The organism is Colwellia sp. BRX8-5 (assembly GCF_014077325.1).
Classification (GTDB): domain Bacteria; phylum Pseudomonadota; class Gammaproteobacteria; order Enterobacterales; family Alteromonadaceae; genus Colwellia_A.
Genome location: NZ_JACGVR010000044.1, coordinates 1 through 13644, shown reverse-complemented (window position 1 = coordinate 13644; position 13644 = coordinate 1). Strand labels below are relative to the sequence as shown.

Genomic DNA, 13644 nt, shown 5'->3' with positions numbered 1-13644 from the left:
AATAATTTCTGCGGAGCAGACTAACATGCAAATAAATTCACTCTTTAAAATCAGTACGCTAGCTTGTGCCATTACTTTAGCCAGTTGTGGTGGTGGCGATATTAAACTTTCATCTCAAGTAGATAACTCAGTAGGCGATACAACCATCACTAACCCTGCTCCAACTGACCCAATTGTGACCGAATTACCGGGTAAGTCTAGTTCGGTGTTGGGCCAAGATGTTTCAACAGCTTTAGGTTTTGATGTTGCTGTACAAGTGCTTGATGGAAAAATTACTAGTGATATGACTTTAGTCGCCAGTGCTGATAGCAAGCCGGTATTTTATGCTATTAGTGGAGCTTTAGAAGTGATGGCAGGAACAACGCTAACCGTAGAGCCCGGCGTTGTTCTTTTTGGACAATCAGGTGGTGATTATGTCGTTGTGCACCGCGACGCAAAAATAATGGCAGAAGGCATAAAAACTAAACCTATTATTTTAACCTCACTGCAAGATGTTAAGGGTGAAGAAACAACAGCTGGTCAATGGGGTGGCGTAGTTATTTTAGGTAATGCTCCTTCAAATAAATGTCCTACTGATGGCAGTGAATGTGCCCTTCAAATTGAAGGAGCTGAAGAAGGTGCAGTCTTTGGTGGCTCAAACTGGGAAGACAATTCAGGTATTTTAAAATACCTTGTTGTTAAATATGCAGGGTTTGAAATTGCGCCTGACAACGAACTTAATGGTATAACGTTTGGTGGTGTTGGCTCAGGAACAACGGTTGATTATATTCAAGTACATTCAAATGCCGATGACGGCGTAGAATTTTTTGGCGGTGCGGTCAATGTTAAGCATTTAGTTTTAACGGCCAATAAAGATGACAGTATCGATTGGGACAATGGTTATAAAGGTATGCTGCAACATATTTATGTCGAACATGCTAAAAATGCCGGCGAAGCAAACCGTGGTATTGAAGGGGATAACGATGGTTCTACTCCTGATAAAGAGCCACAGTCAGCGCCAATTATCGCTAACTTGACGATTGTGGGTAATAACTTTGACAGTGCAGATAAAGACTCAGAAGGTATTTACTTACGCGAAGGAACCGCAGCAAAAATATTTAATACGGTGGTAACCGGCACCAGTGAAATGGGGGAATGTTTAGAAATTGAAGGTGGTGCAACGAGCTCTGTAACCGTTAATAATGCTAACAGTGGTAAAATTGTTATGCAAAACAGTGTTATGGCCTGTAGTAATAGTGAAAATTTCAAAAATGCTAAAGCGGAAGACGGTAGTGTCTTGCTTGACCTCGAAGCATGGTTCAGTGCAGAAGCATCCAACAGTATCAGTAGTTCTATTTTAATTAATGAAAACGGTATTCCCGATGCTAACTCACCACTCGTTGCTGATAATGCCGGACAAGATGTCGCTAATACACAAAATGCCTTTTTTGACTCCGTTGATTACATTGGCGCGTTTGACAGTGCTGACAACGCGGGTAACGATTGGCGTGAAGGTTGGGCCTTTGGTTACGGTGGTGGTGTAGTAACCGCTCAGGCAGAAACACAAGGTTGTCCGACAGGTACATCGGCAATTTCTTCAGTCAATGGCTCAAACATTACTTGTCAATTAAGCGGTGTTATTGCTAATAACTTAACGTTAACCGCTAATAATATTTATGCTCTAAACGGCGCTGTTTTTGTTGGTGGCGATAAAATTAACTCAGCAACACTGACGATTGAAGCCGGTACAACCATCTATGGTCGTTCAGGTAGCGATTACCTAGTGGTCAGTCGTGATTCAGAAATTCAAGCAAATGGCACAGCCTCAAAACCAATCACTTTTACGTCGAGTCAAGATTTGACTGGCGCTGAAACAGGTGCAGGTCAATGGGGTGGAATAGTGTTATTGGGTAATGCGACATCAAATAAATGTCCAACGGATGGCAGTGACTGTGCACTTCAAATTGAAGGTGCTCAAGATGGCGCAGTCTTTGGCGGCACAGACGATGCTGACAGCTCAGGTACATTACGTTATGTCGTTGTTAAGCATGCAGGTTATGAAATAGCACCAGACAACGAACTGAACGGGATAACATTTGGTGGTGTTGGCTCTGGTACCAAAGTCGAATATATTCAAGTACATGAAAATGCTGATGATGGTATCGAATTTTTTGGTGGCACGGTTAACCTTAAATACGTGGTCTTAACCTCTAATAAAGATGACAGCGTTGATTGGGATAATGGCTTTCGTGGCAACTTACAATACGTACTCGTTAAGCATGACCCACAAAATGGTGAAGCAAACCGTGGTATTGAAGGTGACAACGACGGCTCAACACCAAACAAACTACCACAATCAAACCCGAGTATTGCCAACATGACCATTATTGGTAATACATTTGACACTGCAGATAAAGACTCTGAAGGTGTTTATCTCCGAGAAGGCTCGAAAGCACAACTTCATAACTTTGTTGTTACTGGTCCTGCAGGCATGGGCGAATGTGTTGAGTTGGAAGCTGGCTTAACGGTAGATCAAGCAAAATCTGGTGATACGCTAATGAGCAACTCAGTTGTGGCTTGTGATGAAGCGTTTAAAGATTCTAAAGACTCTAGTGATGCAACCTTTGATTTAATGAGCTGGTTTATTAACGATAATACCGAAAACAGTACGGCTGCAAATACAAGTGCGGTATTAGAAGGCATTTTCACCATCGATACCACAACACCTAAAGACTTCACCGGTAACAGCTTTTTTGAAAATGCTGACCATGTCGGTGCCGTAACGAAAGCGAAAAACTGGACAGCAGGATGGACAGTAGGTCTTGAAGAATAATTAGACGTTGAAGGCGAACACTGTTTTTTCCAATAATCAGTGTTCGCTTTTTTATTTCAGCATAACTAATAAATACTCAATCAACCTAACTGATGCAAGCGATTAGCAAAGCAGTAAAAGCGTATCTAAAGCAAGCACAGAGACTCTATCGAGGTTAACGATGAACAAAAAATTAATGCATAGTGCCAAGAAAATCAAGGTAAACAAACCAAATAATTGTTTACGATTAAGTGGCTTAGCACTAGCGATAATAACAAGCCTAGCAGCGACATCAGCAGTAGCGGAGCAAACATCAGCAGAAGATGAAGCTATTGAAGAAGTTGTTGTTAAGGTAAGTCGATTAAAAGGTACGGCGAGCGCTATTATTGAAGAGCGTCGCAACCAAGCCTTTATCGCCGACATTTTAGGTGCAGAGCAAATTTCACGCACCGGCGACAGCGATGCCGCTGCCGCATTACGACGTGTTACCGGTGTGACATTAGTTGATGGTAAATTTATTTATGTACGTGGTTTAGGCGAACGTTACTCAAGCACACAGTTAAATGGTGCCGCTGTACCCAGCCCAGATCCGACACGTAGTGTTATACCTCTGGATTTATTTCCAGCGTCAATTATCGAGTCTTTATCGGTACAAAAATCCTACTCACCTTCAATGCCTGCCCATTTTGGTGGCGGTAATGTTGATATCCGTTTAAAAAGTATTCCAACAGATTTCCTTTTTAATATCTCTGGAAATTTAGGTGGCAATAGCGAAAATTTTGACGATGGTTACAGCTACAATGGTGGCAGTGATGATTGGCGTGGCCAAGATGATGGCACTCGCGCAGCACCCAAAACATTACAAAAATTATGGAAAAATTACAGTCCATTAAAAAATATTAGTCAAGATGAAAACCGTGCAATAGCCGCGCAGCTTAATCGTGACTACGATCCAGTTAAAGAAAATATCGCCCCAGATTTTGGCCTTGATATTGCGCTCGGTGATAAATTTGAACAGGGTAAATATCGCTGGGGTTATTTAACCTCTTTATCCTATGACAATGAATGGCAAGTAAGTGAATTATACGAAGGTCAAGATTTTCGTAATAACACCGATGATTCATGGAGTTTAGTACGAGGTTTTGACCAAGTTACCTCAACTGAACATTCAGTAAAATGGTCTGGTCTGCTGAACTTAGGTGTAGAGTATGACCGAGATCATCGCCTTGATTACAGTTTCATTGTGCTACGTGATACCGCCGACGAAATAAAAGACAAACTGGGTAATACTAACAATGTATTACTCAGTGACGGTTTGCGCATTCGAGACAGTGACGTTAGCTACGAAGAGCGCGAAATGATCGCTAATCAGGTTCGTGGTACTCACAATCTGCCATGGTTGTGGAACATAGGTTTTGATTGGAAATATTCAGACGCTCGTTCAAGTCGTTACGCACCGGGTAATGTTTCTACGCGCTACATACTCAGTGACGAAAACGAAGATGGTACTTTTGATCTTTCTAACGAAAGTAGTTTACGTAAGGCTTCAACCGCTACCCGTTATTCTTTTCAGGACTTGGAAGATAAAGTAGAAAACAGCGGTTTTAACCTATCTTTACCCATAACTTTTTCGCAATCAGAGGTAGAGCTTAAGTTCGGTGGTGACTTTATTGAAAAAACCCGTGACGCTTTTTCCAGACGTATCGATGTTAATACCTTAGCCTTTGAAGAACTGAGTCTTAGTGGTAATAAAATGAATGATATTTTAACAGACGATATTATTCTCAATCAGCCATTACAAGGCAGTGAAACGGTTATACGTGACACCTCTGTAATGGGCGATGACTATTATTCAGCACAAATGACCGATGCTTACTACTTTGAGGCAGATTGGTTTATTGACAATACTTGGCGTATCAGTGGCGGCTTTCGCTGGGAAGATTACCGTCAAGTCGTCGCACCTTTAGATCCCGCAACCGGTCGTTTTGATTTACCACCACAACCAACAGAAGAAGATTTATCGAAATTAGCCTTTCAAGAAGATGATATATACTCGGCGTTAGCACTTACTTACATGATGAGTGAAACTGTACAGTTTCGTTTATCTTATGGTGAAACCACAATACGCCCAGATATTCGCGAGGTTGCGCCATCAACTTACCTTGACCCGCTAACCGGATATCCTATTCGAGGCACTGCTGGTATAGAAACCACGGATATTAAAAACTACGATCTACGTTGGGAATGGTACTTAGATACGGGAGAAAACTTGTCAGTAGGGTTATTCTACAAAGATATGATAAATCCGATTGAATCAGTACAATCACCAGGCCAAGATGGCCCTCCGCTTATCGTTATTGCTAATGCAGACGACGGTGAAGTTTATGGTATTGAGCTAGAGTTTATGAAAGATTTTGCCTTTTTGGGTGATTTTGCTGGCATGAATGGTAACGACTTTTTCTTATCAGGTAACGTGACCTTAAGTGACTCTGAAATAAACATCAACACGCAACGCGTTGTTGAGCAAACTGGAGTTTCTGCCGCGATTACTAATCCGACGCGTCGAATGACTGGGCACTCGCAATATGTGGTTAATCTCAATTTAGGTTATGATGCTCCAAACGGTAATCACTCGGTGACAATGGCTTATAATGTCTTTGGTGAACGTATTATTATCCCAGGTATTGAAGGGCAAGATGATAAGTATGAGCAACCTTTTCATTCACTTGATATGGTATATACCTACTATCCTACCTATTCAACAACGTTAAAATTCAAAGTACAAAACCTACTTGATGAAAGTAAAGAAATAGAGTTTTCTGATACTTTATTTCGTAGTGAAACGAAAGGCATTGCTTTTGATGTTTCATTTAAATGGGATTTTGATTAGTTAATTAAATTATTGCTGGCGTTTTACAACCCTGCAAATAGATGAATTAAGACCACCCCAAATTATTATTAGTTAAAGGAGTGGTCTTGTTATTTTTATCATAATAACTGCCCGTAAATTTGAGCTAGATTAAAAACATTATTGTCTTGCTGTTACTACTACTTGATAGATCACTTAACCGGCTCTTTCTTTAGCTATAGCGCCTAAGGTTGGCGAGGCAATTATTAATTCATCAACTAATTCACCTAATACTTTTCTCGGCAATTTTTTAATAATCATTTCACCGACATCATTAGCGTTGCTTGCTGCAGCAAAAAATAATATATTTTTACCGTTACAGGTTATTTCATCAAAAATAGAGCGTATTTTTATACGTTGTGCTTTTAATAAAGAGCGGAATCTCCTCTTATCGTCAGCCGCGACATACTCACAAATGTTTTGAGCCATATTATAGGCCATGACCTTGGGTGAGTACGATTGTGTTATTAATAGTAATATTATTGAGGCGATGCCCGCTGCTTTATATCTCATCATTAATTTATTCCTCAAAGCGTCACTTATTAATTTCATCAGTTTATCTAAGTGTAGCTATTAATTTTTTTATTACATTATGATTTTTTTATTTTGTTAAGTTATTAAAGATAATTGGATTTTGTCTTTTGGTTGAGACTCTAAAGGCGAAGCTTTCTGTTAAAAGCTATGTGGAGAAAAAAATGATTTGCTACTACGAATAAAAATAGTGGTTAGCGCCTTTTTAAAGATCTAAAAGGAAAAAATGATTAAGGGCTTGAGCGCAATTATTTTCTCTTCAAGTATTGTTAAGTGAATAAAATTTTTTAAATTCGAATAATATTCTTTAGTATTCCGTCTAAAATTCTTGATTTTTTGGTCTGAATGGCCAATTGTTTTGGTAAAATATAGTAATAAATAAGTGAAATGTGTTAATTTTATAACATAGTGATATTTAATAATAAGCGTGGAAAGTTACATTATGGTAAGAGTTTTTAATTACAAAATAATTTCTGTTTTAATGATTCTTAGTTCCTTTGCCAGTCAAGCAAGCAATACAAACTTTCTAGTGATTGATGTCGATAAAAAACCATTGTCTAATATAGTCGTTTTCGCTGAGCCAGAAATAAAACCTACCGTGGCAGAGAGTACTTTGTCGGTTCCTTATACTGCTATTATGGATCAAGTTAATCGACAATTTTCCCCCCACATCCTAGTCGTTAATAAAAATACTAACATTGATTTTCCCAATTCAGACAGAATAAAACATCATGTTTATTCCTTTTCACCAGCGAAAACTTTTGAAATACAACTATACCGTGAGAAAAAATTAGACCCTCGTTTGTTTGATAAAGTTGGAGAAGTGATCCTAGGCTGCAACATACATGACTGGATGGTTGGTTATGTTTATGTTGTTGATACCCCTTGGTTTGGCAAAACTGATGGTGAGGGTAATATTAATTTAGCACTCCCAGATGGAAAATACACACTGAAAATATGGCATCCATTACTCCAAGAGGCTGATCAATCTTTTACTCAAAAAATAACGGTTTCTAGTCATACGAATATCACCATTAATGTAAAAGAGGCGATGAAGCCTAGATATGCAGCTTATGAAGATGATGATGAATTAGATGACTATTAATTTGAAATCATTACAAAATCGTATTTTAGTACGATTTATATTTTTATTGATGATTTAGTCGCACCAGTAGTCAAGATTTTCGAGCCGTTTTTTGAAATAAATAATATACAATTAGATGTCTCGGCCAGTATGGGAATAGCAGTATATCCAGAAGACTCTATTAAAGCTGATGGCCTAATGCAATTTTCTGATATCGCTTTTTACGTTTGTAAAGATAAGTACAATATCTATAAATTATTGTGCTTGAACTTATTACAAGTAATGAAGATAGTATTATTATTAAATCGATCACTGATTTAGCGCACAACTTAGGATTAAGTGTTGTGGCTGAAGGCGTTGAAAATAAATAAAGTCTTGAGATGTTGAATAAGATTGGTGTTGAAACAGCACAAGGTTACTTTATTAGTAAGGCGATTCATGGCGATGAGCTTTTACCTTGGTTACTCAATTATGAGGAAAATAATGCTTAGCACAACAAATAAAACACTATTAGCCACCTTTATTCTATTGAGTTCTGCAGTTAATGCTGCACAAATAACGGTTAAAGGGGTGATTGAAGCAGGATATATTAAAGCCGATTATCATCAGCCTTGGTTAAATAGCTGGCAGGAAGAAGGCGTGGGTATATTACGGTATAACGACGACGATAAACTGATGCTAACACAAGCGGCGATAGAAATAAGTGGCGACTTAATTTCTAATGTTAATTTTGATCTTGTCGCCAATTACAATCCTGATGGTGAAAAAAACATCGGCTTAACAGAAGCTTACTTTACTTATTCGCCATTAAATCCAGGCTTAAAACATCAAGTTAAATTCGGCATGTTTTATCCTCAAATGTCACTGGAAAATACAGCAACCGGATGGACAAGTCCTTATACTTATAGTTTTTCAGCGATCAATTCTTGGATTGCTGAAGAGCAAAGAACCTTAGGTGCTCAGTGGTCAATCACTCGAAGTGGAAGAAAGCATAATAGCCCTCATAGTTTTACCGCATTAGCCTCTATATTTAAAGCGAATGATGGCTTAGGCAGCTTGCTTGTTTGGCGTGGTTGGGCACAGCATAATAGGCAAACTTTTTATAATGAAGCCGTTGTCTTTTCTGATTACTTTTCCCAGCAAGACATCCCTATTAATACGCCTAATTTTGTTGAGCCTTTTATTGAAACAGATAGTAAATGGGGATATTACGTTGGAGGGCATTGGCGTTATCTAAAACAAACTGACGTGAGAGTTTATTACTACGATAATAGAGGTGATCCAAATGCCATTGAAAAAAATCGTCAATATGCTTGGAAAACCCAATATTATTCCGTTGCCATGCAACATAAATTTACAAGTAACTTTAGGCTGTTAGCTCAGTATTTATCTGGTGATACCGGTATGGGCAGTCAAGAAACAGGAGTGTTTACTGATATTTCTTCATGGTATGTGATGTTTAATTATAAATTAGGATCACATAGATTTTCACTACGTCATGACCAATTCAAAGTAAAAGAAACTGATCAGAACAGACAAGACCCTAATGACAGCGATGGTGATAGCCTTACGTTGGCATGGCGATATCAACTGGATAAAAATTGGAATGTAGGCGCTGAATTTATCAACTCAACTTCGAACAATGAAAATAGAACTTTATGGGAAAGTCGAGCAGCGGAACATAGGCAAAAGCAATATATGGCAATTGTACAATATAAATTTTAATTGAAAATAAACAGTTGGCTAGTTTCGCTTTATACTTTAGCCACTATAATTTCCCCCTTAATAGGGTGTTATGTGAACTTCAACCTGTAGAGTATAAAAGGAATAATATATGTCTTATGTCGATGGTTTTGTTGCCGCAGTACCAACAGTAAATAAAGAAAAGTACATTGAACATGCGAAATTGTCTGCGGTCGTATTCAAAGATCACGGAGCACTTAAAATTACTGAAAGTTGGGGAGATAACGTTCCTGATGGTGATATTACATCCTTCCCAATGGCTGTAAAATGTGGCAAAGATGAAACTGTAGTTTTTTCATCTGTTGTATGGCCAACAAAGGAAGTTCGTGATGCTGGTTGGGACGCTATTATGGCAGATCCTAGAATGCACCCAGATCAAAATCCAATGCCCTTTGATGGTAAACGTTTAATCTACGGTGGTTTCGAAGTTATTTTAGAGGAATAGCACCGAGATATATTTCACATAACAATGCGTTCAAACAGATAAATAACAGCTGGCTGTTTTTTGTGCCTGACTATTTTAGCCAACAATTAAAAGCCTCTTAGTGGGGCGTTAGGTAACTAAGGAAGTATGGCATATATCGATCTATTAATTTTTAATGCACCGATATTAATTTTATATTGGATATTTAGTGTGAGTAAAACCAATATTAAATCAGCCAAGTTTGTTTTGTATTCTTGGTTCGCTTTGTTATGCATTTTATTAGTTATTGGTGCAAGTGTATGGAGTGAAACCGACGAAGTAAGTCAAATAGGTTCTGCATTGTTTTTATCTTCTTCTATTTGGCTAGTTGGTCCATTCCTTTTCTTAGTTTCAACTAAGTCTTGGAACCATTTTGTCATTATATTTACGTCACTTATACTCGGCTCTATTTCATTATTCTGTTGTTTTTTTATTTTAGCATCGTTAAATCAGATCTGGGGTTTGTAATCGTTACATAACAGGCCACTTAAGCAAGACAAATAACAGCTGGCTGTTGTTCGTGCTTCACACATTTTAGCCAACTATAATTTTTGGCTTAATGCGGCGTTGGTAAGCGTAAATTTATGTCTGTCGGCTATTTGTCGTCTGTTTGTCATTACCGACAGTATGCCCTTGGTGTATAGTGCATCAGCATTCAACAATAAATGGAGTTACCTGTGAAATCATTAAGACTCGAAAAACGCTGGTCTCAAGAACAATTGGCGCAACTAAGCGATTTAAATGTTCGCACAATTCAAAGAGTAGAAAAAGGAGAAAGCATTGGAACTGAAACCTTGAAGTCTTTGGCTGCGGTTTTTGAAATCTCAACTGATGAGCTTATATGTGCTATAAATAATGAAAAAAATCTCCAAACAGAAGGGGATGCGGATATGATTAAAGATCATTCTCAGCACAACAAAGCAAAAGAGAAGGTTAAATCTATAAAATATTTTTATACATTCTCGGCACTTTTAATTGCAGTCTTTCTCCTATTTATGTTGCCTAACTACAATGACGGAGAAAATTTAGGTCCATTGATTGTTGTATTCTTATCTTTTGGTGCGCTTATTGCTGGCCTCGCTTTCCAGGTATTTCAACCCTTTGGTGAAGAATGGGAAAAAGAAAAAACATCCCAGATTTTAAATCAACAGAACAAGGGAAGTAGCTCTAGTTCTGAGCACTAAATAGACAAAAGGCATATAAGTCATTCAAACAGGGCAAATAACAGCTAGCTATTTGCTCCATCGTCGCTTACTTTAGCCAAGCATTATTTGCCTCTTAATGGGGCGTTAGAGGTAAAAGGAAATATCTTGTCAATCAACTATTCAAATTACACATTGGATGAATTATTTGATGTTAACCAAAATATCGATAAGGATAAATTTCCTGAGCGATATAAGCAGTTATGTGAAGAAATTCAACGAAGAAAAGAAAATGGAGAGTTTGAAAAAAAAGCCCAAGAAATTGAAGATCAGGAAGACGAGGACGATGATGAAAATGAATTTATCATTGATTTCTCTGCTGAGGGAAATGGAAAAAAGCGTAAGCTGTTTATTTTGGGTTTTATCTTAATCAATTTAGCTGTACTCGCCTTTGTATTACCTAAATATATAGTTACTGATTTAACGAACATACATGAATATTCAACAAAAATTGACTTTGTTGAATGTCATAAAGAAGAAGTGATAGATGATGAAACGGATAAAGTATATTCATACTTCGATCTTAATATTGGCTCATACCAAGATACTTTTTCAGCAGTTGGTATTGGTGAGGGTAAGTGTAAAAACTTAGCACGAAGTTTAAAGGTTGGATCTAATGTTTCTATTTGGCATGAAGATGGATTAATCCATCAAATAAAATCAAAAAATAACATTCTACTTCCATATGTATATATGGAACCCAAAGTACGAGAGTTAAAAACAGAGGGTGCAAAATTATATTGGTTTAGTTTGTTGGCGTTGTGGGTAGTGTTATTTAAATCAGTTGCTAATGCTGTTGTTCCGGGGACGTTTACCTCTAGCAAGCCATTAAAGCAGGACAAATAACAGTTGGCTATTTACTCCTTTGTCGCTTATTTTAATCAACGGTGTTTTGCCTCTTAACGAGGTGTTAGTTTTGATTGTGCATAATCGAATAAAGGAGTTTGAAATCGATGTCCCGCATAGCGATAGTCTATTTTTCTAAGAGTGATGTCACAGGACAACTTGCTAGAGCAATAGCTTTAGGTGCTAAACAAGAACATGGAATAACTGTGCTTGAACATAAAATTGAAGGGCGCGAAATCCTTGAAGGAAAATTTGAAAACGAAGAGTTATTCAAAGCGCTAAAATTATGCGATGCGATTATCTTTGGAAGCCCAACATATATGGGAAGTGTATCAGCTCAATTCAAGGCTTTTGCGGATGCTTCAAGTGAACATTGGCAGAGCCAAGAGTGGGCTGATAAAGTCTCTGCTGGATTCACCTCTGGAACAGGCCTAAATGGTGACCAATCAAGTACTTTGCAATACATGGCCACTTTAGCAAGTCAGCATGGTATGTTGTGGGTGAATATTGATGCTTCATATGGAACAGATAGTTCCACTTTAAATCGATTAGGTTGCCAATTAGGAGTCGTTTCCCAAACGACTAATAGTGTCGCACATGAAGTTGATCTTGCAACGGCAAAGCACTTAGGTCGTAGGGTTGCAAAACTTACTCTTCGTTTAAATTAGAAACATAATAAGAAATTAAACAAGGACAAAAAACAGTTGGCTTTTTGTTCACTTCGTTCATTTATTTTAGCCAACTAGTTTTGCCTGTAAATTGGGCGTTATTTGCCTTAGAGCATAGGAGTGTTAATGAAATTATTGATCAAGTTTTGTGTTGTTTTAATCCTTTTACTAAATACAACATCTTGCGTTACAACATCAACCTATGGAGCAACCTTCGAGGCTATAGCTAAGACTAACGATATTTATACTTTAAAAATTTACTACGGAGGCCCACCTCCCCAATGGGCTACAGATGTAAACTTTCAAGAAGGAACTGATTCTGCTTTATATGAAAAAGCTATGGCGTTTATTGCAGAAAATCCAGAATATAATAGCTATAAAGTTGTTGATATTGAACATAGTCATATCCCAAGTTACTACAGATATAGTGTTCATTTTCTTCGCAATTAGCAAATAACAAGGTATTCCAAAGGACTAAAAAAGCTGGCCATTGCTCGTGCCTCGCTTATTTTAGCTTCTGAATGGGCGTTAGGTATACAGGTAAACAAAGGTGCAATATGGATATTAAGCTTGGCGAATTAAGACATGAAGCTGTAATTTCTTTGTTACAAGAACATCATGAAGATATGCTAGCTCACTCACCTCCAGAAAGTGTTCACGCGCTAGATTTGCGTGCACTTGAACACCCCGATGTAACGTTCTGGAGTTTATGGGTTAATCAAGATTTAGCTGGTATTGGCGCTATAAAAGAACTTGATAAAGATCATTGCGAGATAAAGTCTATGCGCACATCGACCAAGTTTTTACGTAAAGGTATTGCTCGTAAGATATTAGAGCATATCGTTGAACAAGCGACTCTTCGTTCGTATAAAAGATTAAGTTTGGAAACGGGTACTATGGATGCGTTTATTCCAGCACAAAAACTTTATCAACAATTTGGTTTTCAACCATGTGCCCCTTTTGGTAACTATCAAGAAGATCCATATAGTATGTTTATGTCAAAGGCTATTGAGTAAATGTGTGACACATAATATCAACTGTGAAGTGCGACAAAATAGCGATGCAAAAAATTACTATGCCACCCATAATAATGCTACGCAATAATAATGCTCTGAAACACTGCTATCCATTGGCCAACAACAATGCATGTACTTCATCTTATAAGCCTTTGTATATCGATTTTTATAGATGTTGATTAAATGAGTGAATTTCAGGCAAGCTTTACTTCTCCCCCAAGGTAGCCGTATTTTTCTTGCTGTCTTAGTGCTGCCTTTGAATGTAGTTATGTTTACGCGCTATTCAAACAAGCTTGGGCATTTGCTTTACCGTGTGCGCGCTTTAACCCCACGTGCTCAGTAAATTCACACAAATGCTCTGCGGTGCCGACTGCGCCAGTGAATATACCTTC

12 protein-coding genes are annotated in these 13644 nt (G+C 37.9%); 11 read left to right on the top strand and 1 reads right to left on the bottom strand.

All coding sequences use genetic code 11. The features are described 5' to 3' along the window. Window positions 1-25: 25 nt before the first annotated feature. Together H4J62_RS18620 and H4J62_RS18615 are read left to right on the top strand one after the other, a co-directional pair. A complete protein-coding gene (locus H4J62_RS18620) occupies window positions 26-2812 on the top strand; it encodes a hypothetical protein (protein WP_070376321.1) in 2787 nt (928 codons plus the stop codon). Between the two features lie 175 nt (window positions 2813-2987). Then, a complete protein-coding gene (locus H4J62_RS18615) occupies window positions 2988-5681 on the top strand; it encodes a TonB-dependent receptor domain-containing protein (protein ID WP_182218143.1) in 2694 nt (897 codons plus the stop codon). A 174-nt stretch (window positions 5682-5855) separates the two neighbouring features. Here H4J62_RS18615 and H4J62_RS18610 read toward each other — a convergent pair whose 3' ends face one another. Beyond that, window positions 5856-6215 carry a DUF3718 domain-containing protein gene (locus H4J62_RS18610; protein ID WP_182218133.1) on the bottom strand — a complete coding sequence of 120 codons (360 nt, stop codon included), beginning with the start codon at window positions 6213-6215 and terminating at the stop codon, window positions 5856-5858. A 496-nt stretch (window positions 6216-6711) separates the two neighbouring features. On the opposite strand from H4J62_RS18610, the gene H4J62_RS18605 reads away from it, so the two are divergent. The 9 genes from H4J62_RS18605 to H4J62_RS18560 all read left to right on the top strand — a co-directional run bounded on the left by H4J62_RS18605 (window position 6712) and on the right by H4J62_RS18560 (window position 13252). After that, window positions 6712-7335 (top strand): methylamine utilization protein, encoded by a 624-nt coding sequence (locus H4J62_RS18605; RefSeq protein ID WP_182218135.1) that lies wholly within the window; start codon window positions 6712-6714, stop codon window positions 7333-7335. Between the two features lie 462 nt (window positions 7336-7797). Further along, window positions 7798-9039: a hypothetical protein gene (locus tag H4J62_RS18595; RefSeq protein WP_182218136.1), complete on the top strand. Its 1242-nt coding sequence runs from the start codon at window positions 7798-7800 to the stop codon at window positions 9037-9039. A 109-nt stretch (window positions 9040-9148) separates the two neighbouring features. Then, the gene (locus H4J62_RS18590) at window positions 9149-9502 is read left to right on the top strand and encodes a DUF1428 domain-containing protein (protein WP_182218138.1); all 354 of its coding nucleotides are present in this window, start codon (window positions 9149-9151) and stop codon (window positions 9500-9502) included. A 126-nt stretch (window positions 9503-9628) separates the two neighbouring features. Further along, entirely contained in the window at window positions 9629-9988 is a 360-nt protein-coding gene (locus H4J62_RS18585) for a hypothetical protein (RefSeq protein ID WP_182218140.1), read from the top strand. Window positions 9989-10197: 209 nt separating this feature from the next. Then, window positions 10198-10704, top strand: coding sequence for a helix-turn-helix transcriptional regulator (locus H4J62_RS18580; protein ID WP_310733560.1), 507 nt, complete (start codon window positions 10198-10200; stop codon window positions 10702-10704). Between the two features lie 126 nt (window positions 10705-10830). Then, on the top strand, window positions 10831-11568 hold the full coding sequence (locus H4J62_RS18575; RefSeq protein ID WP_259364902.1) for a hypothetical protein: 738 nt from the start codon (window positions 10831-10833) through the stop codon (window positions 11566-11568). Window positions 11569-11675: 107 nt separating this feature from the next. After that, window positions 11676-12236: a flavodoxin family protein gene (locus H4J62_RS18570; protein WP_182218701.1), complete on the top strand. Its 561-nt coding sequence runs from the start codon at window positions 11676-11678 to the stop codon at window positions 12234-12236. A gap of 126 nt (window positions 12237-12362) precedes the next feature. Then, a complete protein-coding gene (locus H4J62_RS18565) occupies window positions 12363-12686 on the top strand; it encodes a hypothetical protein (protein ID WP_182218699.1) in 324 nt (107 codons plus the stop codon). 107 nt (window positions 12687-12793) lie between these two features. Beyond that, window positions 12794-13252 carry a GNAT family N-acetyltransferase gene (locus H4J62_RS18560; RefSeq protein ID WP_182218697.1) on the top strand — a complete coding sequence of 153 codons (459 nt, stop codon included), beginning with the start codon at window positions 12794-12796 and terminating at the stop codon, window positions 13250-13252. Window positions 13253-13644: the final 392 nt, after the last annotated feature.

Excerpts from the sequence above, each read along its gene's own strand:
- H4J62_RS18585 (WP_182218140.1), top strand. The coding sequence starts at position 9,629 with ATGGCATATATCGATCTATTAATTTTTAATGCACCGATATTAATTTTA.
- H4J62_RS18570 (WP_182218701.1), top strand. The coding sequence starts at position 11,676 with ATGTCCCGCATAGCGATAGTCTATTTTTCTAAGAGTGATGTCACAGGA.
- H4J62_RS18565 (WP_182218699.1), top strand. The coding sequence starts at position 12,363 with ATGAAATTATTGATCAAGTTTTGTGTTGTTTTAATCCTTTTACTAAAT.
- H4J62_RS18595 (WP_182218136.1), top strand. The coding sequence starts at position 7,798 with ATGCTTAGCACAACAAATAAAACACTATTAGCCACCTTTATTCTATTG.
- H4J62_RS18590 (WP_182218138.1), top strand. The coding sequence starts at position 9,149 with ATGTCTTATGTCGATGGTTTTGTTGCCGCAGTACCAACAGTAAATAAA.
- H4J62_RS18605 (WP_182218135.1), top strand. The coding sequence starts at position 6,712 with ATGATTCTTAGTTCCTTTGCCAGTCAAGCAAGCAATACAAACTTTCTA.
- H4J62_RS18615 (WP_182218143.1), top strand. The coding sequence starts at position 2,988 with ATGCATAGTGCCAAGAAAATCAAGGTAAACAAACCAAATAATTGTTTA.
- H4J62_RS18620 (WP_070376321.1), top strand. The coding sequence starts at position 26 with ATGCAAATAAATTCACTCTTTAAAATCAGTACGCTAGCTTGTGCCATT.
- H4J62_RS18560 (WP_182218697.1), top strand. The coding sequence starts at position 12,794 with ATGGATATTAAGCTTGGCGAATTAAGACATGAAGCTGTAATTTCTTTG.
- H4J62_RS18610 (WP_182218133.1), bottom strand. The coding sequence starts at position 6,215 with ATGATGAGATATAAAGCAGCGGGCATCGCCTCAATAATATTACTATTA.